20 protein-coding genes are annotated in these 25,866 nt (G+C 50.8%); 17 read left to right on the forward strand and 3 right to left on the reverse strand.

Annotation, left to right across the window (positions count from 1 at the left end):
* The first annotated feature begins 164 nt into the window (after positions 1 to 164).
* From asnB to HQL65_13605, 13 genes are all read left to right on the forward strand, one after another.
* On the forward strand, positions 165 to 2,168 hold the full coding sequence (asnB, locus tag HQL65_13545) for an asparagine synthase (glutamine-hydrolyzing) (GenBank protein MBF0137256.1): 2,004 nt from the start codon (positions 165 to 167) through the stop codon (positions 2,166 to 2,168).
* Between the two features lie 4 nt (positions 2,169 to 2,172).
* Complete coding sequence (locus HQL65_13550) at positions 2,173 to 3,123, forward strand: hypothetical protein (GenBank protein ID MBF0137257.1); 951 nt, start codon at positions 2,173 to 2,175, stop codon at positions 3,121 to 3,123.
* On the forward strand, positions 3,120 to 3,929 hold the full coding sequence (locus HQL65_13555) for a methyltransferase domain-containing protein (protein MBF0137258.1): 810 nt from the start codon (positions 3,120 to 3,122) through the stop codon (positions 3,927 to 3,929). Before HQL65_13550 ends, HQL65_13555 begins: the two co-directional genes overlap by 4 nt.
* Positions 3,892 to 5,133 carry a hypothetical protein gene (locus HQL65_13560; protein ID MBF0137259.1) on the forward strand — a complete coding sequence of 414 codons (1,242 nt, stop codon included), beginning with the start codon at positions 3,892 to 3,894 and terminating at the stop codon, positions 5,131 to 5,133. The genes HQL65_13555 and HQL65_13560 overlap by 38 nt, the downstream gene beginning before the upstream one ends.
* Positions 5,134 to 5,139: 6 nt before the next feature.
* The gene (locus HQL65_13565; protein MBF0137260.1) at positions 5,140 to 6,300 is read left to right on the forward strand and encodes a glycosyltransferase family 4 protein; all 1,161 of its coding nucleotides are present in this window, start codon (positions 5,140 to 5,142) and stop codon (positions 6,298 to 6,300) included.
* 188 nt (positions 6,301 to 6,488) lie between these two features.
* Positions 6,489 to 7,472 carry an NAD-dependent epimerase/dehydratase family protein gene (locus tag HQL65_13570; protein MBF0137261.1) on the forward strand — a complete coding sequence of 328 codons (984 nt, stop codon included), beginning with the start codon at positions 6,489 to 6,491 and terminating at the stop codon, positions 7,470 to 7,472.
* A gap of 31 nt (positions 7,473 to 7,503) precedes the next feature.
* Positions 7,504 to 8,550, forward strand: coding sequence for a glycosyltransferase family 4 protein (locus HQL65_13575; protein MBF0137262.1), 1,047 nt, complete (start codon positions 7,504 to 7,506; stop codon positions 8,548 to 8,550).
* A gap of 10 nt (positions 8,551 to 8,560) precedes the next feature.
* Positions 8,561 to 9,304: a polyprenol monophosphomannose synthase gene (locus tag HQL65_13580; protein ID MBF0137263.1), complete on the forward strand. Its 744-nt coding sequence runs from the start codon at positions 8,561 to 8,563 to the stop codon at positions 9,302 to 9,304.
* A 95-nt stretch (positions 9,305 to 9,399) separates the two neighbouring features.
* Complete coding sequence (locus HQL65_13585) at positions 9,400 to 9,831, forward strand: hypothetical protein (GenBank protein MBF0137264.1); 432 nt, start codon at positions 9,400 to 9,402, stop codon at positions 9,829 to 9,831.
* Positions 9,832 to 9,833: 2 nt separating this feature from the next.
* Positions 9,834 to 10,952, forward strand: a complete 1,119-nt coding sequence (locus tag HQL65_13590; protein ID MBF0137265.1) for a DegT/DnrJ/EryC1/StrS family aminotransferase — start codon at positions 9,834 to 9,836, stop codon at positions 10,950 to 10,952.
* A 159-nt stretch (positions 10,953 to 11,111) separates the two neighbouring features.
* Positions 11,112 to 11,408: a type II toxin-antitoxin system MqsR family toxin gene (locus HQL65_13595; GenBank protein ID MBF0137266.1), complete on the forward strand. Its 297-nt coding sequence runs from the start codon at positions 11,112 to 11,114 to the stop codon at positions 11,406 to 11,408.
* A gap of 2 nt (positions 11,409 to 11,410) precedes the next feature.
* Entirely contained in the window at positions 11,411 to 11,812 is a 402-nt protein-coding gene (locus tag HQL65_13600) for a type II toxin-antitoxin system MqsA family antitoxin (GenBank protein MBF0137267.1), read from the forward strand.
* 143 nt (positions 11,813 to 11,955) lie between these two features.
* The gene (locus HQL65_13605) at positions 11,956 to 12,735 is read left to right on the forward strand and encodes a class I SAM-dependent methyltransferase (GenBank protein ID MBF0137268.1); all 780 of its coding nucleotides are present in this window, start codon (positions 11,956 to 11,958) and stop codon (positions 12,733 to 12,735) included.
* A 12-nt stretch (positions 12,736 to 12,747) separates the two neighbouring features.
* Here HQL65_13605 and HQL65_13610 read toward each other — a convergent pair whose 3' ends face one another.
* The 3 genes from HQL65_13610 to HQL65_13620 all read right to left on the reverse strand — a co-directional run bounded on the left by HQL65_13610 (position 12,748) and on the right by HQL65_13620 (position 17,207).
* The gene (locus HQL65_13610; protein MBF0137269.1) at positions 12,748 to 13,995 is read right to left on the reverse strand and encodes a toll/interleukin-1 receptor domain-containing protein; all 1,248 of its coding nucleotides are present in this window, start codon (positions 13,993 to 13,995) and stop codon (positions 12,748 to 12,750) included.
* A gap of 30 nt (positions 13,996 to 14,025) precedes the next feature.
* Complete coding sequence (locus HQL65_13615; GenBank protein ID MBF0137270.1) at positions 14,026 to 15,189, reverse strand: hypothetical protein; 1,164 nt, start codon at positions 15,187 to 15,189, stop codon at positions 14,026 to 14,028.
* A gap of 911 nt (positions 15,190 to 16,100) precedes the next feature.
* Complete coding sequence (locus tag HQL65_13620) at positions 16,101 to 17,207, reverse strand: radical SAM protein (protein ID MBF0137271.1); 1,107 nt, start codon at positions 17,205 to 17,207, stop codon at positions 16,101 to 16,103.
* 214 nt (positions 17,208 to 17,421) lie between these two features.
* Between HQL65_13620 and HQL65_13625 the strand changes: the two genes are divergently transcribed.
* The 4 genes from HQL65_13625 to HQL65_13640 all read left to right on the forward strand — a co-directional run.
* Entirely contained in the window at positions 17,422 to 18,408 is a 987-nt protein-coding gene (locus HQL65_13625; protein MBF0137272.1) for a glycosyltransferase family 1 protein, read from the forward strand.
* Positions 18,409 to 18,575: 167 nt separating this feature from the next.
* On the forward strand, positions 18,576 to 23,162 hold the full coding sequence (locus HQL65_13630) for a PilZ domain-containing protein (GenBank protein ID MBF0137273.1): 4,587 nt from the start codon (positions 18,576 to 18,578) through the stop codon (positions 23,160 to 23,162).
* 33 nt (positions 23,163 to 23,195) lie between these two features.
* A complete protein-coding gene (locus HQL65_13635; GenBank protein MBF0137274.1) occupies positions 23,196 to 23,639 on the forward strand; it encodes a cyclic nucleotide-binding domain-containing protein in 444 nt (147 codons plus the stop codon).
* A gap of 197 nt (positions 23,640 to 23,836) precedes the next feature.
* Positions 23,837 to 25,866: hypothetical protein (locus tag HQL65_13640; GenBank protein MBF0137275.1), on the forward strand; the 2,030-nt coding region annotated here is incomplete at its 3' end.

Consider the following 25,866-nt stretch of genomic DNA (forward strand, 5'->3'; position numbering starts at 1 on the left):
GGGCTGTGCCCTTCCTCTTGGCGGGGTTTGGGGCGGAGCCCCAATAAAATCTTTCCTTCCAATTTTTTTTATCCGAGAATTCATAGATAGCCTCTGAAGGTTGTTCATGTGTTCATTGCAGAAATCAACATGTTTTTGAATGTTTTCCAGGAGAGGGCGGCAGCGTGTGCGGAATAACCGGATTCTGGGATTTGACAGCGAGTACGGACAAGTCCGTTTTGATGGATGTCGTGACCCGCATGACCGATACCCTCACCCCACGTGGACCGGATGACGGCGGCATCTGGGTGGATCCCCGTACCGGTATGGCCCTGGGACATCGACGGCTCTCCATCGTCGATCTTTCGCCTCTCGGCCATCAGCCCATGCTTTCGGCCAGCGGGCGGTCAGCCATTGTCTACAATGGAGAAATCTTTAATTTTCAGGAAATCCGTGCCGACCTGGTCGCCGCAGGACACTCATTGCGCGGCCATTCGGATACCGAAGTGCTTTTGGAAGCCTGTGAAGCCTGGGGTGTCGAAAAAAGCATCTCCCGCTGTATCGGCATGTTTGCCTTTGCCTTCTGGGACATGGAAAAACAGTGTCTCACTTTGGCCAGAGACCGCCTGGGTATCAAACCCCTCTTTTGGGGTCGGCTGGGTCAGACCATTTTTTTTGGTTCGCAGCCAAAGAGTTTCTTTCCCCACCCGGACTGGCGACCCGTCATCGACCGCCGCGCCATGGCGGCCTTCATGGCCTACTCCTATGTGCCCGCTCCCCATTCCATTTATCAGGGGATTGCCAAGCTGCGCCCCGGGCGTCTCTGCGCAATCAAACGGGATGGAGAGGTCCGGGAAACCATTTTCTGGGATTTGCAAAATATCATCGCCCATTCCCGACAAACCCCCTATGTCGGAACACCCTCGGAAGCGGTTGAAGAGTTGGAGCTTTTGTTGCGGGATGCCGTCCGGCGACGCATGGTGGCGGATGTGCCATTGGGAGCCTTTTTATCGGGGGGCGTGGACAGTTCGACGGTGGTGGCGCTGATGCAGGTGCAGAGCCAGCGACCGGTCAAAACCTTTTCCATCGGTTTCCACGAGCAGGGCCACAACGAAGCCCCCTTTGCCCGAGCCGTGGCCGAACATTTGGGAACCGACCATACGGAACTCTATGTCGAACCTGCCCATGCCCTGGATCTGGTGCCCGGATTGCCCGATTTGTATGACGAACCCTTTTCCGATGCTTCGCAGATTCCAACCTATCTGGTTTCGGCCCTGACCCGCCAAAAAGTGACCGTGGCCCTCTCCGGCGATGGGGGCGATGAACTCTTCGCCGGGTATACCCGTTACCTGATGGCGGCCCGCCTGCGTCGCATCTTTCAATTCCTCCCACGGCTGCCCAGGCAATGGCTGGCCCTGGGACTCTGCCGGCTGTCACCGGCCACCTGGGATCAAGTCGCCCGGTTGATCCCAGCCGGATCCCGCCCGACATTGCTTGGCGACAAACTGCACAAACTCTCAGAAATTCTTGCCCTGGATCATGTCGCCCAAATCTATCCGCAACTGCTCTCCTTCTGGCCCCTCGATCAACACCTGGTCAGGGGTGAAAAGGCGGCCATGCCCCTGCCTTATACGGATGCAACACTGGGCGGTTTGACCGCAGACACCGAACGCATGCAACTTTTGGATATCCTGACCTACCTGCCCGATGATATCCTGGCCAAGGTGGATCGGGCCAGCATGGCGGTTGGTCTGGAAGCCCGTGTTCCCTTGCTGGATCACCGGGTGGTCGAATTTGCCTGGCGGCTTCCCCTGGAGTGGAAAATCCGCAACGGCCAAAGCAAATGGCCTTTGCGCCAGATTCTCTATCGTTATGTCCCGGCACATCTGATCGAAAGACCCAAAATGGGTTTTGGGGTGCCCATCGATGGCTGGTTGCGTGGTCCCTTGCGGGAATGGGCCGAGGATTTATTGGATTCCCGGCGCATGCAGGAGGATGGTCTGTTCGATCCGCTCCCCATCCGCCAACGCTGGACCGAGCATCTTTCCGGCGTGCGCAATTGGCAATATTCCCTGTGGGGCGTCCTCATGGCCCAGGCCTGGAAGCGCCACTGGATTGATAAACCATCCACGGGAGCCAGTGATCCGCAGCCGGTCTGGATCAACCGAACCACCCACGGAAACCAGTGACCTCATGTCAACTCAAGGTGCCTTGACCATCTCCATCGACCTGGAACTTGCCTGGGGGCGTTGCGATATTCCCTATCGCCCAGACGAACTGGCCACCATCCGTGCCGAACGAATCGTCGTGGCCCGTCTGGCCGAATTGTTTGAAAAATATCGTATACGGGCAACCTGGGCCATCGTCGGTCACCTGCTTCTGGATGAACCCCCACCCTGGCAGGAACTTCCCCATCCGGATCTGCCCCGACCGGTCGTCGCCGACGAGATTCGGGACTGGTTGTTTCAATTGCCCAAGGATTTGGATCCGGCCTGGTATGGCAACGATCTGCTGGCCATCATCCAGGGGATTCAGCCAGTCCAGGAGATTGGCAGCCACTCTTTTTTTCACATCCCTTTTGATCAGGCGCAACCAGCAGCAGCCCGGGCGGATCTGGCTGCGGTGCAAAACTGGCACATGAAACGGGGCTTGCCTTGTCAGGCCTTTGTCTTTCCACGCAATCGGGTTGGATATCTGGATCTGTTGCAGGAGATTGGCATCCGGGTCTATCGGGGGCGTACATCCCACTGGTATGATCGCCTGCCGTCCAAGGCCGCAAAACGCCTGCTCAACCTATTGAATTTTCTGCTGCGGCTGCCACCACCGACCGTGATTCCCGTCCCGGCTCCGCACGGGTTGATCAATCTTCCCGACAGCATGCTGTTGCTGGGGCGCAACGGCCTGCGTCGCCTGGTCCCGCCAGGAAACCTGATTGCCATGGCCAATTCCGGATTGGAACGGGCCGCCCGTCAGGGACGGGTTTTTCATCTCTGGTTTCATCCATCCAATTTTTCCAGCGCCACCGAGCAGCAATTTTCCATCCTGGAAACCATACTGGACCGGGCTGACCGCTTGCGGGAACAGGGACATCTCGCTATCCTGGCCATGGGTGACCACCAGCCGCGTCGTGAACCTCTCCCATGAAAGAAAAAAAGACCATGGAGCAGCGCAGCATTTCCGAACACCATGCCACTGCCGACCGTTTTGATGCCTGGTACCGTACCATGCGCACCGACTATCGGCTGACGGCCTTTACCTACGGACGGAAAAAAATTGACGAGGTGTTGGATCAGGTTCTCAACACCCTGCCATCCGGGGCGCGCATCCTCGATGTAGGGTGTGGAACCGGGGAACAAGTGGCCCGGTTCCGGCAACGGGGATTTGAGGTCGTCGGCATGGAGCCAGCCGAAAACATGCGCCTCATCGCCCAGCGCAACAATCCCGGTGTCCAGATTCTGGATGGTACCGCGACCCGTCTGCCGTTCCCGGATCAGCATTTCAATCTGGTCACGGCTTTTGAAGTCTATCGCTATTTTTCCAAACCGGAGCTGCTGCAATCCTTTCGGGAAGCCGTCCGGGTGACGCAACCCGAGGGAAAGTTTTTCTTTACCATGGTCAATCGGTATGCCATGGATGGATTCTACCTTTATGACGGTCTGCGCCATTTGTTGGCCAACCTGCGCGGCTCGACCCCGCCGATTCACTGCGAATTTACCACACCCGCAGAGATCCAGACCATTTTCAAACATCTGGGCATCCATCATGTCACCTGCCAGGGACGCATGTTCGGACTGCTGCGATTGATCTACCGCCTGCATGAAGGACTGGGTGCCAAAACTGCCGCACGCTTCGAAAGTCTCGATGATCGCCTCTCGCAAGCCTCCTGGAGCATTCCCCTGGCCGGACACCTGATTGTCACGGCTGTTCCGTCCCACGATCAGCAGGGTTGAGATGCAATCTTCGGTTCCGCTTTACGGCCAATATGATTTTGCAAGTGTGGCTCTGGGAATAACCAATCTGCCTGTTGTGTTTGTCTATCTGTATATTGCTTTGCGAATTGCCCGCGCCAACAATGTTGTGGCGCTGATCATCTTTCTGCATTTCTGTCTGGTTTATATTACTGCCATGGAGTTTATTCTTGTAAAATTTGCAGACCAGACTCATTATACAAAGGCGGCTTGGTACTATCGATCCGGGATTGTTGACAGAGTTATCTTGAATCAACATTATTTGCCAAGCTTGATCTTTGCGCTTTTTCCGATACCAAGCGTGGAAAGCATTGAATCTGTTTCCATGATTAACGTGATATGTTATACGTATGTTTATGCGTTTCTGGTCAGAAAGAACATTCTTGTTGGCCGGGCCAAGTGGTTTTACCTGCTTTATCCAAGTTTGATGGTGTATTCAGCCATGGCCCTGCGCGATGGTTTTATCATGGTGTCCATGGTGGTTGGGGTGTATTTCTTTTTAAAGAAACGTTATGTTTTAGCTTTTATTTCCCATTCTATTTTGATGATTATAAAATTCCAAAATTTCTTGATTTTTTGTACGGCGGCCATGTTATTTATACTGACGTCTCCCCGTGTCAGCATACTGTATCGTGGTGTGATTATTTTGTTTGTTATGCTTGGCGCATATTATTTTTCAGATTTTTTGACGGTTAATGAGATTAACAGGTACCGCCGATGGATGTATTTTGAAAATCATGGCGGCACGACAGATGGATACATTCCAGTCAAGGATTATTTTGATGTGACTGTGATTGGTCTCATGTCCGCCCCGTTCATGATCATGAGACCTTTTCCCTGGGAAGCGGAAAATCTTTTTCAGTTATTTCAATCATTTGAAAATATATTCATTGATTATTTAATATTTATTGCCATACGTCAATCTTTGATCAATAAAAATATACGTAGCAGCATGTGGTTTGTTAATTTGTATTTTTTTGTTGGCATGAGTATCTATGGGCTTGTGACAGACAATTTTGGAACTGCCGCACGGTACAAATATCCATTCGTCACTTTTTACCTGGTCTTTTTTCTTCATTATTTTGAAATGGACAGGTTCAAGCGTTGGATGGATCGTGTCCAGGCCTACAGACAATGGTATATGGCATATTGGCAACAACAGGCAAAAATCAACTTGCCCACATGAGGTGGCATGAATTCCGGTCACACACTCCGCCAGCGACCCAAGGTACTCTTTCTGGTCACGGAAGATTGGTATTTCTGGTCCCATCGGCTTCCCCTGGCCCGCGCCGTCCGGGATCGTGGCTGTGACGTTCTTGTTGCCGTGCGGGTGGGTGAGCTGGGGGAAAAAATCCGGCAGGAAGGGTTTCGACTGGTCCCTTTGGCATTGAAACGGGAAGGGTTCAATCCCCTGAACGGCTTGCGCAGTGTTGCCCAACTGCTGGCCATTTATGGGCAGGAACGACCGGATCTGGTTCACCATGTGGCGGTCAAACCGATTTTGTTGGGAACCCTGGCCGCACGGTTGGCCGGGATTCCCCGGGTGGTCAATGCCTTTGCCGGATTGGGGCACGCCTTTACCACGGAAGCACCATCGGCCATTCGTTATCGGAAAATATTGAGATTTGCCTTGCCTCGATTGTTGGGGGATCACCGGGTGCGGGTCATCGCGCAAAATCTGGATGATGCCACCGTTCTGGCCGAGGTGTCTGCCCTGGACGTCAAACAGTTTACAATCATTCCCGGGTCGGGAGTCGATCCGGACCGTTTTCGGGTTGAGGCGGAACCCACTGGTGAACCTGTATTTACCATGGTATCGCGCATGTTGTGGGACAAGGGGGTGGCCGAATTTGTCACAGCGGCAAGCCAGCTTAAGGAACACCATCCTGGCTGGAGATTTCTACTGGTGGGCAGCCCGGACCCCCACAATCCCACCAGCGTACCCGAAGCGCAATTACGGGCTTGGCATGCTTCAGGGGTCGTTGAATGGCTTGGAGAGCAAGACAACATTCCCGGCATTCTGGGGCGTTCGCATGTGGCTGTGTTGCCTTCCTACCGGGAAGGATTTCCCAAATCCCTCCTGGAAGCCGCTTCCTGTGGTCGGGCCATTGTGACCTGCAATGTGCCTGGCTGTCGGCACCTGGTCCAGGATGGTCGCAATGGTTTGTTGGTGCCTCGGGAAGATGCTCTGGCACTTGCCCTGGCCATGGAGCGTCTCGGCCTTGATGCCGATTTGCGCCGGAGCATGGGAACTGTCGGTCACCAACTGGTTACAGAGCATTATGCCCAGAATGTGGTGATCCGCCAGACATTGGAACTGTACAACACCATGGGACTTGGCATCCGCTTATGAAAAAGTCCCCTGGAAAAAATCCACCATTTGCAGGGGACTCATGAAACCGACCCGCAACGCTCTGCTCCTGGTTGGCGAGGAGCGGTCCAACGTCAGGAAATCTGGAATCCGCCCATGAAACCGGCCCGCTACGCTCCGCTCCTGGTTGGTGTGGAACTGTCCAACATCGGGAAATCTGGAATCCGCCCATGAAACCGGCCCGCAACGATCTGGTCCTGGTAACCGGTGCCGGGGGTTTCATTGGTCGTCATCTCTGCAAATTATTGCAGGCCGAGGGAATCCAGGTTCGTGCCCTGCTGCGTCGTGCCCGATCTGGCCCTTGGGACGAAGCCTTCTCTGGTGATCTGGCCGATGCCACACTTCCGGATCGTCTTTGCCACGATGTGCATACGGTTTTTCATCTGGCCGGCAAGGCACATGCTGTCACGGATTGGGGTGATGTGGATCATTCTCATCGGCGCATCAATGTCGAGGGGACCCGCAAAATTCTGGAACTGGCCCGGGCTGCCCAGGTGCGGGGTTTTGTTTTTTTCAGCAGCGTCAAGGCCCAGGGGGAAGGGGGAGAGATTCCCCTGGATGAACATGCGCCACCGGCTCCCACCACCCCGTATGGAGAGGCCAAGCTTCTCGCCGAACAGGCCGTTCTGGCCACGGAAGAAATTCCCCATCGGGTGGTTTTGCGACCTGCAATGGTGTACGGACCTGACGGAAAAGGGAATTTATTCCGCATGATCCAGGCCGTGGAGCGGGGGCGTTTTCCCCCTTGGCCCCCGCTTGCCAATCATCGTTCCATGATCCATGTCGAGGATGTGGCACGGGCGGCTCTACTGGCGGCACGATCCCCTGCCGCCCATCGGCAGGTGATGACCCTGACCGATGGCCAGCCCTATGCCACACGGCAAATTTATGTCTGGATCTGCAAGGCACTGGGCAAACCAGTGCCACGCTGGCATGTGCCTCTGCCTCTGTTGACGGGTCTGGCACGCATCGGGGATGGTATCGGGTATCTGCGAAAAAAACGCTTTGTCTTCGATTCCGATGCCCTGGAAAAGTTGGCCGGTTCCTCCCTGTATGCGGCCCGACGTTGCCAACTGTTCCTGGATTTCAAACCACAACGTTCCCTGGAGGAGTCCCTGGCGGAGATTGTCCTGGCCGTCCGGAACGAAACGTAAACAAGATGTTGTTGATTTTGTTGGAAATATTATGAATTCACTCCTGCTTTTGGTCCCGGTTGCCTTTTTGGTGTCCGCCTTGTTGGTGCGGCGTTTAAGCAATCCTGAATCCATCTGGTACGTTCTGGACCATCCCAATCACCGTTCCCTGCACTCCCGTCCCACACCGCGCAACGGCGGTCTGGCCATTCTGGGCGGTCTGCTGGCGACTTGGCCGGTCTTGTTGATTCTGGATGGTACCCGTCGTCCGCAGGGTTGGGCATATCTGGCCTCGGCTTGGCTGTTTTGTGTCGTGGTCTCCTTGTGGAACGACCGGCATGAAATCCAACCGGCCAGGCGTTTTCTCTTGCAGGCCGGCATCGCCCTCTATTTCCTGGTCATGGGAAATTTTTCCGTCACGGCCATCGCTCTGCCCGGTTTGCATCCCCTGCCTTTGCAGGGAGGGAGTGTGCTATTCTCCATGGTTTGTTTTGTCTGGATGCTCAACCTGTACAATTTCATGGACGGCATGGACGGTTTTGCAGGCGGCATGGGAGCCTTCGGGTTCGTTTTTTTTGCGGCATTTGGTTTTTTGGCCGGTCATTCCCATTTCGGGGTCGTTTCCCTCCTGATTGCGGCAGCCAATCTGGGGTTTCTGACCGCCAATTTTCCTCCGGCCCGGATTTTCATGGGCGATGTCGGCTCCGTGCCCATGGGCTTTTTGGTGGCCACCTTCTCTTTCTGGGGCATCCGGGATGCCATTTTTCCCTTCTGGGTTCCCTTTCTGGTTTTCTCGCCGTTCATTGTTGATGCCACTTTGACCCTGTTTCGCCGGATTTTTCAGGGCGAAAAAGTGTGGCAGGCCCACCGGACCCATTATTATCAGAAACTGGTCCGCATCGGCTGGGGACATCGGCGGACCGTCTTGTGGGAATATGTGTTGATGCTGGGAGCCGGCTGCTCGGCGCTGTACATGCAGTTTGGTGCTTCGGACAGGTTGGGTGCCTGGATTTTTCTGGCCTGGGGAGTCCTGTATGGCACCCTGGCCCTGCTGATCGATTGGTTTGGTGGACGCACGCTCCGGCAACAGGAAGGGTAGGGGAATTCAGGTGACAACGATTTCGATGGTTTTACCCACCTACAATGAAGCGGAAAATATCGGCCCGCTCGTGGAACGTCTCGGCAAGGCTCTGGCGGCAGTCGATTATGAACTCATCGTGGTGGATGACGACTCTCCGGATCTGACCTGGCAACTGGCAGAAACCATCGGACAACGCGATGCCCGGGTGCGGGTGATCCGTCGGCAGGGAGAACGCGGTCTGACCAGTGCCATCAACCGGGGGATCGAAGCGGCCCGTGGCACCTATGTGGGTTGGATGGATTGCGACCTTGCCCACCCTCCCGAACTCGTCTCTTCGCTTTTGCAGCCTTTGCTCGAAGGACAGAGCGATTGTGTCATCGCTTCGCGTTTTATCCCCGGGGGGGCTGATACCCGTTCTGGACAGTACGAACTGCAAAGAATTTTGAGCCAGTTTCTGTCCCAATTCAGCGGCTGGTTGACCCGCCTGCCGGTCAAGGACATCACCAGCGGCTATCTCGTTTTGAAAAGAGAGTGTTTTTCTCATTTCAAGCTGGAAGGGGACTATGGAGAATATTTCATCTTCATGGTCCATCAATTGGTCCACCGAGGCTATCGGATCAGCGAAATTCCCTATACCTTCGGCAACCGCCAGTTTGGCGAGTCCAAGACCGCCACGAACATGTGGGGATTTTTCCGGCGTGGCATCAAATATCTACGGATGCTCTACCTCTGCTGGACCGGTATTCCCGGTCTGCCCAAAAGGCCCCGGTAATCGGGAAACCGGCCTGCCCGACAAATCCCGATAACAGGGAAACCGGTTGGCCGACCAGACCCTGACAACAAAAAAATAACAGGAACACAAACAGCATGGTCATCGAAATTCGCGATGAAAAAACCCTCTACGGGATCATCGTCCGCCACGATTATGACAAGGCAGGGGTCTCGTTTTTCACGCCCGACGATTTTTCCCAGCAGTTGGCCTTCATGAAGCATCCGGCAGGCAAGGTGATCAAACCCCATTTTCACAATGGTCACCTGCGCAAGGTGTATTACACCCAGGAAGTCCTGTTTATTCGCAAGGGACGTTTGCGGGTGGATTTTTTCGACAAGGAACAGCAATATTTCAAAAGCTACATCCTGGGAGCGGGGGATGTTCTCCTGTTGACAGACGGTGGCCACGGGTTTCAGGCCTTGGATCCCCTCGAAATGATCGAAGTCAAACAAGGTCCCTATGCCGGTGATTTTGACAAAGTGGTCTTTCGGGATCTTCCCCCGGAACAATTACACATCGAGGAATGACCTTGCAGCGCGCCATCCCCGTCAATACCCCCTATCTGGGGGAGCATGAACGCAAATATCTTCTGGAGTGTATCGATACCGAGTGGATCTCTTCGGAAGGTCCCTTTGTATCCCGTTTCGAGACGGCCTTTGCCAGTCGTGTGCAACGCCAATATGCCACGGCGGTCACCAGCGGCACGGCAGCCTTGGAAGTGGCGTTGGCGGCTATTGGTCTGCAACCCGGCGACGAGGTGATCCTGCCCTCTTTCACGATCATCTCCTGTGCCGCCGCGGTCATTCGCCTGGGTGGCAAACCGGTGGTCGTGGACAGCGATCCCCTGACCTGGAACATGGATGTCAGCCAGGTTCAGACCCGCATCAACTCCCGCACCAAAGCCATCATGCCGGTTCACATCTATGGCATGCCGGTGGATATGGATCCCTTGCTGGAACTGGCAACCCGACACAATCTGTTTATTGTGGAAGACGCGGCCCAGGCCGAGGGATTGACCTACAAGGGACGCCCCTGTGGCAGTTTCGGTCACATCAGCGCTTTCAGTTTTTATCCCAACAAACTGGTTACCACCGGCGAAGGGGGCATGGTGGCCACCGATGATCCGCTCCTGGATCAACGGTGCCGCTCCTATCGCAATCTCTGTTTCATTCCGGAACAGCGTTTCATTCACGAAGAGTTGGGCTGGAACTATCGCATGACCAATCTCCAGGCCGCCCTGGGTCTGGCGCAGGTGGAACGCTGGGAGGAGTCTGTCCTTAAAAAGCGTCAGATTGGCCAGTTCTATCAAGAGCTTCTGCAAGGGTTGCCGCCGTTTCATCTGCCTGTCACCGGCAATGCCACGGCGGACAATATCTACTGGGTCTTTGGTCTGGTGATCAAAAAAGAGTCCACCCTGACTGCCAAAGAGGTCATGGCCCGCTTGGCCCAGGAAAAAATCGGCACCCGGCCCTTTTTCTGGCCCATGCATGCGCAACCCGTTTTGCAGCGCATGGGGTTGTGTCAGGGCGAGTCCCATCCGGTCTCCGAATGGTTGGGCAAGAACGGATTTTATATCCCCAGTGGCTTGGCCCTGACCCGTGAAGAACAGCAGCAGGTGGCCGATGTTCTCTGGAAGCTCTACGGATAGTCTGGACAGGCTTGGGCAGGGGAACCTCCAATGATCAGAAATGTATGAATTTGGAGCCAGCCTGGTGCTTTCAAAGAAGACGCAGTTTGGTTGCCATGTTTTGGCAACCATGTTAGCATTCGGTCATAGAAGGGCGGAATTCCACGCTGTAAGCTGGATATGGAGAAACGAACCCCACACTGCAAGCTGCATGTCGTCAAAGCCTTGGTCGAAGCCGGGAAAGTGCGTACTACGTATGCAGCGCGAGCTGGTGCGAGTGAATTGGGGTTTGAGTTTTCCGATATGCTGGATGTGGTGAATGCGCTCACACCAGCGGATTTCCACAAGAGCATGACCACGCATGTTAATTCCACGGTCTGGCAGGACGTGTACCGCCCAAGTACGCAGGCGGGTAGTTTGTATCTGAAGCTGACGGTCATTGATGACGTGCTGATCGTGTCTTTCAAGGAGCTATGAGCATGAAATGCCCTGTGTGCGATGCAGCGGAACTGATCCATGACACTCGCGATCTGCCTTACACCTACAAGGGCGAAACGACCCTCATAGCGGCAGTGACCGGCGATTTTTGTCCGGCTTGTGCCGAGTCGATCCTGGACGCGACGGAGTCGGATCGTGTCATGCGCGAAATGCGTGTTTTTACCAAACAGGTGGATGCGTCCATTGTCGATCCTGGCTTCATTGCCAACGTGCGCAAGAAACTGGCTCTTGACCAGAGCGAAGCGACTGAAATCTTCGGCGGCGGCATCAATGCCTTCTCTCGCTACGAAAATGGCAAGACCAAGCCGCCTCTGGCTCTGGTGAAGCTACTCAAGGTGCTTGAACGTCATCCAGATCTACTCAACGAGGTCAGAACCGCCTGACTCGCTTCACGGACCTCGTGTTCTGCGCAGCCTGGTGAAAACGGATATTGTATTTCCAGTGGTTTGGCCCTGACTCGCGAAGAGCAACAGCAGATGGCCGATGTTCTCTGGAAGCTCTACGGATAGTTTGGACAGGCTTGGGCATGGAAACCACCGAATATCAAAAAATGTATGCGCTCGAAGACCAGCATTGGTGGTTTCGTGGCAAGCGCCATCTTGTGGCCGGATTCATTGCCCGCCATGCCCCGACCGTCACTGGGAGACCCCGCCGCTTTCTTGATGTCGGGTGCGGTACGGGGAAGGTTTTGGAATTGCTCTCCGGCTTTGGCGACGCCTTGGGATGCGACTTCAGCGCCGAATCCATGGTGTTTTGTCATGCCCGGGGCTTTCGTCGCCTGGCCCGTGCCTCGGCGGAATATCTCCCCTTTCGCAAAGCATCCGTGGATGTTGTCTGTCTGCTCGATGTTCTCTATCACCAGGGAATTCGCGACGACGTGCAGGTTCTCAAGGATGTCCATGCCCTCCTGGCCCCGGGAGGGGTATTGATCCTGACCGATTCCGCCTTTCAATTTCTTTATGGACCCCATGATCGGGCCGTCCACGCCCGCCAGCGTTATTCCCGCCCGGAGATTCGCGCCAAGCTCCTGCAAGCCGGCTTTCAGATCGAACGTCTTGGCTATTATAATTTTTTTCTGTTTCCCCTGGCAGCAGCGGTCAGACTGTTCGAACGCTATTTTCCGGGAAAAGAGAATCAATCCAACGTTGACCTGGTGCCTGAACCCCTGAACCGTTTTTTTCTGGCCCTGTTGCGGCTGGAAGTGGCCTTGATTCGGTATATCAATCTTCCCTTCGGCCTGAGCGTCTGTGCCGTGGCGAGGAAGCCTGTATCAAGTCAGGTTACGGTCGGCATTATTAATTCATAATGTTCTATCTGATCAAGTTTTTAATGCGTCATGTAAAATTTTATCTCGATTTTTATTTATTATTTCTTTAAAATCATAATTTTTTTTAAAAATATCTTCTATGTCTTCGCCTTTAATTGGTATAATAATTTGTTTAGTGTTTTGTTTCTCAACAGCGAACCTGGCAATTTCAAGTTCTGCATCCGCTGTAAATCCTTCCCATGACACTAAAATACCGTAATAACACCCATCAGATTCTATTATTCTACGTTTCATATCATTGACTACGTTAATACCAACAGCGGATGATTTCTTTGTGTGCCAACATTCTAATAAAATATTCTTCTTTAATTTCCTTCCGTAATTATTTAACGTGCAATATGCTTTATAATATTTTCTTTTTCCATTGCATTCCTCTAGAAGTTTTGCAAAACCATCTGAGTCTTTTTCCTTTTCGTAACAAATTCCAGCAATATCTCCACCAATTCCAGATAATCTATGATTATCAATATTAAGAACAATAAGCCTTTTTTCTTTATTTTTTGGATCTTTCATTATTAAATGACCGACTTCAGATTGAACCCAGTCAGAGTTTTTTGAGTTCTCAGAAACGATAACTAATAATTTACGGCATCTATCTAATTTTTCATTGATAGTTACAACTATATTATCTCCGGTAACAATAAGTTCATCATACCAAACATTAATATAGTTTCCGCTAAGTCTATTTGCCAATTCTTTGACAAATTCATTATCTTTAGAGCTGTGACTGATAAAAACATCATATTCGTATTCGGAATCATTCGATGGATCAACGTCAATAGTATATCCTTCTGTTGACTTTAAAAGCTCCACAATTAATTCAGTTAAATATTTGTTACTATCATGTTCTCTTCTGACGTGAGTTAAAAGATTTAAAAATTTCGGGCAGCATTTTTTTTGTTTTACCATGTTTTCAATTGTATTAACTAATTTATTGACATCAAACTGTATTATTTCTATTGAATTATGGAAATGCTCTGGTATTTTATTGATTGATTCTCTCTGATTTGAAATAAATATAACGCATGGATTTGGATTTAGATTAATATTCCAATTCTCTATAATGAACATTGAGTCAACAATAATAATACTAGGTTTTTTATCTGCGCATTTAATGTAAAATTCTTCGCAATCATTGTCAACGAATTCAAAAATAATATTTTTATCTTCCAAAATACTTATTAATTTTAGCTCATCATTATGATCTGGAATTTCTATTGAAATAAGAATCTCATACATTGCCGTACCTTTCATAGCTAAAATAGCGGATTATAAAGCTTCATTTTCCAATTTTTTCAACCATTCATTTTCTAATTCGTCTATATAACCCATAATTTTTTCATATGACTTTTTATTAGTATTATCTGGTTGACTAAAAGCACCAATAAAATTAAATTTAATATTCTTTTTTTTATCAGTAAAGATTTTTTTTATAATCACAGGATAGTAAAAAAGCGTATCATGTTCTTTTTTGATGGTCGCATCATAAGTTTCACCTTTAACTATTGAAATATTCTGATCAAATGTAGCTCTAACGGCTTCTTTGTTGATATCTATAATATTAAGATTGTAATTGTTCAAGTCTCCCTTGTGGAGCGTAATGTTTAATTTTTTTACGGTAACACGACTCTTAAGGCGGATAAATTCTTGGGCATAGCGAAATTTTGAAAGTTCGATTATATGTTCATTGTTCTGTCTGTCTATTCCATTTATGGGGTTTGCGCGTGCAATAACTAAATTTTTTTTTAAATTATCCTGTTCATCAAAACTGCTTAACGTTAAATTAGTATATTTATTATTATTAATAATAGCGACTAGAGAGATTTTGTCAATCGAAATCTTAATTGTTTTTTTGCTTTCATCATTTCCTGACACACTAAAATTACGCTCAATTTTTCTGCATCTGAAATAATTTAAGAATTTCAATTTATTATTATTTGATTTTGAAAAATCAAGCAACTTAAAGTAAATCTCATTATTCTGTTCATTGAGATATTCAGGAGAGTGTTCAGAGAATATCGTTGGATCATTAATCAAATCATGGCCACTATTAAATCGTTTCAATATATCTTTAAAGAATAACTCTCTATATTCAAGATCTCCAATGAGTATTTTGCGCAAAAAATCCCCAACCATTTTTTTCACGTTTGTTTTTTTAATATGCAGTATTTGACTCATTGATATGTATTTATGATCATTCAAGAGATTCTCATCTACTTTATTGCAATCAAAAATAAGTTCAAATTTGCTGTAAATTATTGCATCTAAGTATTTTCTATAATTATCTATTCTTCCAGGTGGAAATTTGCCGCTGTTTTCAGACGAAATGATGTGATATAGATCGTTAGCGAGCTTATTTTTTGCAATTTTATTGTCAACTAAATATTTAACGTCTTTTTTATATCTATTTATATCAATCTCATCGCCTAGCATTTATTTCTCCTCTTAAGTGTCATGATCGCGCCCTCAGTTTATGGGCTAACTTATAGTGTTATAATTGCTAAATAAGACGACATTGTAATCTATTTGTATATATTAGAGACGTTATTATCTAAAAGATAATCGCAAGGTAACCGTTCACTCTTCACTCTGTTTGAACCATGATATTGGGCGAAAATTAGTTAACAAATCGACGTGAGGCAGCCGTTAAGACTTTCCTCGAAAAACCCCATCGTTTGATAGTCCATTACGATACTTGATGAAAGGCCTTAATGGTTTGATTTATGGTGATACATCCATACAAGAACTACTATTGATTATAAATCTAGCCTTTTCGCCCATGCCATTCTCTCGGAGGTAGGGGAAAAAAGCAGCAACAAAACAGAAGGGAGTCTGAACGGTTACATCATGATTCAATTGCATACCAACGATTTGAGAAAATGAACACTTCCTTTCAATGATGGCATAGCGAAAAAAAATTAGCAATATAATATTTTCTTGTATACTGTGCAGCAATAAACTTTAACAAATAGGGTGTCCATGTGATTTGAGGATGCATAATCATATTTTTTCTTTCAGCAATTAGTCATAAGCAATATTTTCTTACATTTTAGACCGACTCATTGGAAATGAAGCAATAAATATATTCCGTCCTTCGAATTGGGAAAAGGCAAGGGCAGAAGTCGTTGCTTCGGTTCGTTGGATTCGGGATGACCGGCAGTTTGTCCCTGGATACGGTGTCTGCTTGCGGGGTCTGGAACGTCATTTTGGAGTGAGGCGGGTTTTTTTCATTTTGCGCCTGGGTTTGGACCGTATCCAGGTCGATTTTACCGTAAGTTTTCAATTTCGTTACCTGAAACAAGGTGATAAGATTGGTATTCTCGGAGTGCCAAGGAATTCCGAAATTATTCGATACTCCGAAATACCGGTGAATACTGGTCAGCCGGAAAATAATAATGGCAGGTCTTGCATATGAAGGGGATCTCTCCGGTGCCGAACCGGCGGCGGAAATTTTTCAAGCGTTCTGAAGACCAGATTTCCTGTAATGTGGTTTCGTGAAGATTTCCCATGAGCAGCTCGTCCGGTGGTCCCAGGTGGGAAAATCGGCAGCCGCACACGTCCACTTTCCCATCATGCAGGAGTTTCAGGTTGAACGTACCATAACAGGGAATTTTTTTGTTGGGATAAATTTTTCCCAGACGCATTCCCGGGGGGAGATCTTTTTGTTGAATCATTTTTCCCCAGGAGTCGAAAAAAGGTGCAAACCCGACCCTGACACATTTTGTTCCGTTTTTGGCATCTGCTTCTCGCAGATAAGGTTGAATCAGATTGACAAAGTCAGGTCTTTTCAGGTTGATGTAATCCAGGGTATCGCTGCGAACGTTGACGATGATATTGACCGGGTAATTCAATTGCTCGTTGGTTTTGAATAGCTTCTGGATGCCGCGCAATAATTTTGGATACGAACGGTTTCGATAAATTCTTTCATATTCGTTGGCATCGAAGCCTGACATGGAAATGGAAATTCCGGTAATACCGGATTTCAGCAACCTGCTCACATCTGTTCTTTCCAAAAGGATGCCGTTGGTAATGAATAAAATACTGTCGAACCCCATTTTTCCGGCCAGTTCGAGTTTTTCGAGGCATTGGCCATCGATCAGGCTTTCCCCGACCAGTGGACTGATGACCAATTGCGTGCCGCCCAAGGCCTTGAATTGATGCAAGGCCTTGGCAAAGAGTTCGTTGGTCATGGTGGCATGCGGACGTTGTTGATATTGGTAGCCACAAAACACACAATTTGCATTGCAAATATTGGTAAACTCAATATCCAACTGTTGCGTTGGCAGGCTTTCCCAGCGTTGCAATTCTGATTCCTGAATGGGGGGGCGAAAATATAGGGACTGATTGACTTTTTGCCAAAGAAAATAATTACTGAACCGGCGCAGAAAATCCAGGAATTCGGGAAAATGGGTGGACAGGAATGATTTTAATAATTTTCGCATGATGTTCATGGTTTTACAAACCTCGCATGGATTCAAATTCATGAATCAGCGTCAATCATCGTTTTCAGCCGGGGGTACCCTATCATGTGTCAGACTGTAAAAGCAAAGGCAAAGGTCGTTGCTTTCGGTGGCCTGCCGGCGTATTTTGCGACGCAGGGAACGGGCATGTCCGGGAATGCCAGGCCGGGGTCATTTTCAAGGTGGAAACAGGGGCCTTGTGTGCATGAGCAGAATTTGCCTTTACTATATCCAGCCACCTGAGCAGGATCGTTGGATCCGGGGCGACCGGCATGTGCGTCCCTGGATTCGGCGTTTGTTGCGTGGACCTGAACGTCATTTTGGTGTGGGACGGGTATTTCTCAATCTTTGTCTGGGATTGGATCGTATCGAGGCACCGTATCATGTCAATCTTCCCTTTCGCGAACTGAAGGAAGGGGACCGGATTGGCATTCTTGGGCTTGGACAGAACTGTCTGGATGGTTATGAGCGACCCTTCCCGATTGTGGCTGGCATTGGCCTGATGTCGCATCCCAGCCAGTGGCCCACCTTGTGTGAGGATTATCCGGTGGTGCGCTATCTGCAACACTCCGCCTGGTCCAATGATATGTACAAGCCTTATTTTGGGGAGCGCTGTGCCCTCTGGCCAGCCGGAGTTGACACGAGTTACTGGCAGCCGACCGGAAGCCGGGTCCAAAAGGATTGTGATTTCCTGCTTTATAATAAAATTCATTGGCGCATCGAGGAACAGAATGTCGAACTGCTTGATCCCATACGCCGTACATTGGAAAAGCGCGGTTTCCGGTTCATGGAGATTCGTTACGGACATTATAACCATGAACAGTATCGGCAGGCGTTGGCCCGTTGCCGGGCGATGATATTTATCACGGAACACGAAAGCCAGGGAATTGCCTATCAGGAAGCCTTGGCGTCCGGAGTGCCGGTATTGGCCTGGGATGCAGGTCAATATCTGGATCCCAACCGCTTTGCATGGGGTACCGCCGATGTTCCGGTTTCTTCAGTCCCCTTCTTCGATGCGCGGTGTGGCCTGAAATTTCCGGATTTCAGCACGTTTCCTGACCTGTTGGATCTCTTCGTGTCCCACTTGCAGGGCGGCAGGTTTGCGCCGCGGGATTATATTCTGGAAAACCTGACCCTGGAGCAGTCGGCCCGGAATTTCATCCGCCATCTGGACGAGGCGGGTAGCGGATAAAGAAAACAGGAACAGATTTGTTTTCCGTATGGCTGAAACGACCGCTCAGGACTCCTGATCCAGCTTGTGAATTTTGATCGATGATATTTGCTGGGCGCATGGAAAAGGTGTAGACTTCAGGGCTGGTCACTTAATATTCTCTGGCGGAAATTTTTTGCAGGCAATCCATGAATGAGCAGGTGTTATTTCGGGAAAATCCCTTTTTTGTCCATTATGGATCGATCATTGTCAATTGGTTTTCAGATGTTGCCCGCAAGGAGAATGTACCTCTGGATCTGGTGGTGTTGGCGGGTCCCACATCGCCGTGGAGTGGGGCAAACGCTTCGCAGGGGAGGGAGAATGACAAATCCGCAGCGCCCCTGGACAGCGCCCGGATGAAAATTTTGCAGCAAAAGGTGGAAAAAATCCGGGTCGCCTTGTTGGAGGAGGCCGACACGGTCGTGGGAAAAGGGAGTTCCAGACCCAGACCCATGACCCAGCATCTCGAACTTTTCCGTCTGGCCGTCATGCAGCGCAACGAAGGGCTGATGGCCGAAAACCCTTTCTATGAACTGACAAAAATTCTTTTTGAAATCAACCTGGCTGCACTGCGTGATGGGTTTGTCGCCCATCAAAAACAGATCAGCGATCCGCCGCCACCCCCCATCAAGGTGACACGCAGCCTGGCCACCATCTGGGGTGATGGGGCCGGTGTCATGACCTCGTGGCAGAAAATCAGGGAGACCCTGACCAAAACCGGCCAATTAGGCAAGTTTCTCCTGGGTTTGTTCTTGTATTGCGGTTCATCCCTGACCACGGCCATGGGGGCCAACGACCTGGTTCAGGATCCGTCCTTTGTTGCCTTGTTTGGAGACGGCCTGACCGGCGCGGAACATCAAAATCAGCGCATGATCACCTGTCTGCTGATTGGATTGCTGCTCTCCTCGGTCATTCTGGATTACAAGTCCAGGCTGTTTCAGGGCATGGCCGTAACCGGCAGGGTGTGGGGGGGAATTCTGGCCACATTCCGGCGCTATCCCCGCTGGTTTGTCATGGCTTTATTTCTGACTGGTGTTTCCATCTCGACCAACTTTGACGGCATCGTCCTCCTGGCCTCCAAATCCGGCGATCTGCAACAGCAATGGTTTGTCATCAAGGAGCGGGTGGAGTCTGCCCTGGGCAACCCCCGTTCGATCAATTTGAACAATCCCGGAACCCTGTACGACATCAGGGCCGGCCTGGAAAGCAAGGTCCAGGCGGCAGTGGAAAAATTCAATTCCGTTCCGGAAGATGAAAAACAGGGACTCGCCAGCAGTGGCGTGTCCAAGACAGGTCCCCGGTATTGGGGAAAACATTATATCATTCACGGAGGGTATCAACCCGGTCAACGCGATGTGACCCGGGAGTCTGGCCCCAAAAGCACCCTGGCTCAGGAAATCGATGCCATGCTGCGCACATCGAAACTGGATTTGAAAATTTCCCTGAAAGACCGCATGAATCGGCTTATGGCGGTGTACCAATTGGATTTTCGGAACATGGAAAACCTGGTCGGCCACGAAATGCAGTCTCTCGAACATTTGTTGAATTTTGATTCCATGACCCTGGAAAACTCGGGAAGCATGATGGCATTGGAACCTTATCACGTCAATGACAAGGTCCAGACCATCGTCAAGGCCATGGAAAAAAACAAGAGCCAGTTTGCGAAAACCGCCAAAAAAATCGAGGAACTGAGCGCAGAATACATCCAATTGTTGCGGGCCGTGGACAGGGCCGGTACGCCGTCCAACGTCAATTATGATATCGACATCAAGATTGATATTCCCGAAATCAGTGCCATCGACAAGTTGAAACAGGGTGAAATCCCCCTGGCCAAGCGCCGTTCACTTTCGGAACTTTATGCCTTCCTGTTGAATCGTTACGGTGTTGTTCTGGGCATGGGCCTTTTGGTGGCGATTTTGTTTGTTGCGGTCAGCATGGACCTCTCCGATCCCATTTTTTACAGTGTCATGGTGGCCCGTTGGGGACGGCGGGATCGGGAGTTTCTGGCCGAAAACATTCAACGCTTCATCGACTGGGAAACCAGACATGTTGCCAGAATCCGGCACCACCTGGTACAGCCCGATGTGCGTCTTTTGCTGCCTGCATTACCGTGTCCCAAAAAAGAGATCATCCACTTGGCGCTGCATGAGCTATTGGAAGCCACCAATTCAGTGGTCAAGGATGCATCCACCCGGAATCTGGTGGAACGGTTTCGATATTGGTTCATGGAGCTTTTCACCACCGCCCGTGTGGCAGCCGTGGAAGCCTATAATGCCCGGCAAACCCTGATCAGCGATTATTATCGACGTAACGAACATTACGCTCCCGGTTTGTTGAATCGAATTTTTCCCGGTCTGCTCATGCCGCTCAATGGTGCCTATTATACTTTCGGCTCCTATTATAACAAATTGTTTGACGATATCCTGAAGATCAAGGAACAATTTGACGTCAGGCTGGAAGAGGGACACAGAAAGATTGGTCAATCTGCGGAGCGGAAGGTCGCAGATGGAGGAACTGGTCGTTCCATGGAATCTGGGTTGGCCAAGGTCTCCTCCATCTGGTCCCATGTCAAGTGGGGCATGTATACCATTTTTCTGCGACCTCTGGAGCGACCCGATGCCGATCCTTTCCCCCTGACCCGGGTGGGCTGGATGCAGGCCTTGACTCGTAACTTGCTGATTTCCCGTGACCGGAAAAATTCCCTGGAGCAGCTTGTGCCCTTTTTGCTGAAGTCGTTGAACAGCCGGTTTCCCGATATCAGAAATAATTATCTGGTACCCCTTTCCCTCTCCCTGACCCGGATCACCAAACCGGAAGGTTTGATTAACGCTTTCAAAATCAATCAATTGAAGAATGAATTTGAAAGCATGGAGCGCGGGTATCATGAGCTTCTGGGGTTGGCCCATTTCCATCGTTCCCTGTTTCGTGACAATGTTTTTGCCCAGGTGATCCAGGCCAACAAGCTGATCGAAGTGGAAAAGACGATTCAAAATTCAGATGGACACTGTGACACCACTCCCATGGAAAAACAGATCGTCCGTCTGGAGGAGCAGTTCAACCAGGCCTTGAGGTTGATCGACAGCCTGGTGGCGCAACAGGATACCCTGATCTACACGCTGACCCGGATTCGCAAGGATCATTTGAGTCCCATGAATGCCATCCTCGAACACCTGAAATTCAGGGAAATGTTTGAAATGACGTTGGGCATTGATCGCCTGGTCTGCAATTTGAAGACCATCGAGGATTTTTTGTTGGATCTCTGGGACAGTCGGAAACCATCCGGCAATACGAACGATCCCCTTTCCCTGAAAAAAAGACAATCCAATATTGAACACCATGAAATCATTGCCATCATCAGCTTTGAAAAAGAGACAGGTGAATTTATTTTGCTCCAACAGGTGCAAAATCTCGAAAATAATTTTCAGGCAACGCATGAGTCGTTGAATGCATCGATTTTTGTATTGACCCTGGTGGACAAGATTGCGGTCAAGATCAGGGCACAATTGGAAGAGGGGATGCTGTTTCTGGAAAAAATTCAGGAAATCGAGCCTTTGTTTCTTCATGGGTCGGATTTTCAGAACGATCCGGTCCAGATGGGCAAGCATACTTTTCTGGAGAATTACCGGTTGTTTTTGCGCTCCGTGCCTTTGCAGATCAATTCGGTGAAAGACCGGTTGGACTCCTTGTTGCGCAATCCGGGCATTGCCGAGCCGCACAATGTGGCCCTGTGTCGCACGCTGGAATCCCAGTGTTTCAAGCTGTACAGTTTTCTGAAAAACTGCCTGGAATATCTCCAGGATAAGCGGGACTCTGTCGGACTCTCCACGGCCCTGGTGCAATTGGATCCGGGCCTTGCCAGCCATCGGCTGAATGCGTCTCTCGAACCCGAGTCCATGCCTGAGTTTTCTCCGGAAGGGGAGTCTTTCCCTGTCGATGCCTCCCCTCAGGAAATTGTCCGGCAAGTCGAGCAGGACCTGGAAACGACCCGCAAGCTGTTGCTCGAAATCAACCAGTTGGAATGGAAAGCGCTGGAGTGTCCCATCCCTCCCCAGGATCTGATGAAAACCTTCAAAACCCATCAACCATTCCTGAAGCATCTGACCCTGTCCCTGGAAGAGACCCGGGCCACCCTCCGGAAGGCCCAGTCACTCATTGACCGGAGTGATCCGGATACCGATCCTCTGTCTGTTTTGTTGCCGGTTTTTCAACAGTCGCGGGTTTATCTGAAAAAGATCCGGCACATTCGTGGTCTGGTGGCCGCCTCACCGGTCATTGATCGCCGCCTGCATGGTGACAGTGAACAACAGCATGCGTCGCAAGGGGAAAAGTCGAAACGCTCCGAAGACATGCTGTACGAATTTTGCGGTCTTGCCAACCCAAGATCCCGCCGCGAGTCGGAGCGCACGCTTGTAAACAGTACCATCGAATTGACGTTGTCGGGTGGGGAGGTCATTGCTGGTCGGATCGTGGATATCAGCAAGACCGGCTTGGCCATGGAGAGCGATTTGCCAGAGCCTCCCTGGGCCAGGGATATGAAAGGGTCTTTCATCCTCGGGCTGGATCCCGGGAAGACCAGAATTTCCTGTTATATGGTGCGTACTGCCGGCAAACGGGGAGCCATGACTGTGGACCCCGAAGTCAAGGAACGTTTTGTCCAACTCGTTCGCGACCGGGTGCTGGGCAGAAACCCGGGAGAGTTGATTTCACTGAACCCGGAAATTTCCATCGCCCACTGACGTTGAATCCATGAGGGTTACGGTTGACGTGCCATGCAGACAGATATCACCTTCCAGGAATTGATTGATTTTCTTTTGAATATCAATGGGTTCAAAGAGGTTGACCCCGCCGTTCTCGGACAGAAGATTGTGCCGATGCTGAGTCTGGTCCAATATGAGGCCAATGATCAGATCATCTGCAAGGGCCGTGACAGCGGAACCTTGTATTTGCTTTTCAAGGGCCAGATTCGGGTAGAAATTTCGGCCATGGGTGATGCCCGTTCGATCATTCTCAATCCCGGGGCCATCCTGGGGGAAATGTCGCTTGTCTCCAACAAGCCGGCTGTGGCCAACGTTTTTGCGCACACCCATGCCGATGTCCTGACCCTCGATGTGGAAACATTCCGCGATATCATGCAGGATAACAATGACATGACCCGGGCCTTCGCCTTTATGGTTGGCCAGCGGATTGCGGATTTTGTCAAGCTGAAAAAATAGGGTTTGTTGGGAGGGTTTGCAGGGCAATTTTTGGTGGAAAATGGTGATCATGGAAGAGTTGGTGCGCTAGATGCTTGTCTCTTGGCTGTTGATCCTGTTCGAAAGAGATGGCAACCATCGGGTAAGACTGAAATTGCCAGATCAATAATAGGCTTTTTCGACGTTTTGACAGGCCCATGGGAGGTTTTTGCACCCACATGCCCAATTCGTTCATCAATTTTTTGAACCATCCCTGGTTCCCGGGAATATTGGCCGCCATTATTTTGACCTGGGGCGTTCTGCAATGGGTCCGGTTGGACGGGGTGCATTTGCGCTGGATCCGCAGCCGGTTATCCCGGGCGCAGGTTCTTCTCTCCGTGCATGGGAACGCCCGGGATTTTGCCCGCAATTTTGACGTCATTCATGCCGGTTTGCTGGGCAATGAGCTGTTGGCACCAGCCTGGGCGGCATTTCGGCAGACGTTGCGGGTCAATGGGGAAGAGCCGGTGCGGGGGCATCGGGATGTCCGGGAATATTTCCAGTTTGACAAAATTGTGGCTCCGCATACGGATCTGGAATTTTTTCGTTCTGTTCCGGGTTATTTGATTGGTGGTGGGTTGTTGACCACGTTTGCCTCCATGACCGGGGCACTGGTTGTGACCACCCAGGGATTGGTCACGACCGATCTGGATCAGTTTCGCCAGGCCTTGTTGAATCTGCTCAACACGGCCTCGTTGAAATTTCTCATCTCCTTTGTCGGTATTGCTGCCGGGATGATTTTTGCGTGGGCCGCACGGCTGCGCCTGCGTGCCCTGACGCGCCAGTTGGATGCCTTCTGTGATGGATTGAGCGCCTGCATCCAACCGGGTTCTGGTGATGCCATGGGGGCCTTTGCTCCCGGGGAAATTTCCGTGGCAATCGATGAGGCCGGCCTGGCTGAAGAAATTTCAGCCCGTTTGAACCTGTCCATCAATGCCCTGCGGGAAAAAGTGGTCAAGAGCATCCAGACCACCATGAGACCGGTCCTGGAAGAGTTTCGCCAGGAGAGTGCGCGTCTGACCGAATCCCAGGAGCTGTCCCTGAACGAATTGATGGTGCGGTTGGATCAGCAGCGGCGCACTCGCGAGAATGATGTTTCCCGGGAGTTTCAACGCGCCACCACCCGTCTGGATCAGGTCATTTCCACCCTGGAAGAGCGATTTGCGGAAATGGCGCGTGATTCAGCCACACAGTTGATGGATTCGTTCCAGCACCAGACCGATCAAATGCTGCGTAACCGGGAGACGCTCTTGCGGCAATCGTTGCGGGAGATGGCCGACCGTTTGGCGCAGGGGAGTGCCTCCTCCGGTGATACGTTTGGGCAGGTGCAATCGGAGTTGGCGCACATTGGGGATTTGATCCGGGAGATGGGGGAGGGGTTGGTGACGGAAGTCACCCAGCGCCTGCGCCAGGATGTTTCCATGGAGCGGGTGATTGCCGATGTGCGCAAGGAAAACCGGCGGTTGCTGGAAGGCCAGAATGAACAATACCAGCAGGCCTTCTCTTCCGTATTGGAACGCTTGCAGGACGATGCCCTTCTGACGCCATTGCTGGAGATGATGCAGGCGGAAGGCAAGCGCTTGACGAGTCGCAATGAGGAGCTGATTCGCCAGGTATTGGCGGAAACAACAGCCGAGTTGAGCGCCCGACTTTATGTCCAGCCCGGCCAGGAGGGTCGGGGCTTGTTGGATCAGCCTTTGGAGCTTTTGGAGGCCAAAACCGGCCAAATATTGAAAAACGCCATGGACGAGTTGCTGGCCAACCTGCGCCAGGTCGAAGGGCGCTTGTTGCGGGAGAATGAAAAAGCGGTACAAAAGGCCGTGGCAGAAGTGGCGACGCAACAATCCCGGACCCTTCAGGAAGTCCTGGATACCGTGGCTGTGCGGGGCACCGATGGCGAGGTCAGCCTGGAACCGATGCTGGCCGCTGTCAAGGCCGAAGGGGAACGGGTTCTGATCCGGCAGGATGAACTGGTTCGGCGGGTCATAAGCGGGGTGGTTGCCGATGTCAAGGCCGAAGGGGAACGGGTTCTGATCCGGCAGGATGAAGTGGTTCGGCAGGCCATGAGCGAGGTGGTTGCCGATTTGAAAACTGCCGTGGGCAGTGAAAAACTGGCCCGGGATTTGACCCGGACAGTGGTTGAAGAAGGAAAACGGACACGCACGGAACAGGAGCGGGTCGTTCATACTGTTCTGGAGGGTCTGGAGGG

The organism is Magnetococcales bacterium (assembly GCA_015228935.1).
Taxonomy (GTDB): domain Bacteria; phylum Pseudomonadota; class Magnetococcia; order Magnetococcales; family DC0425bin3; genus HA3dbin3.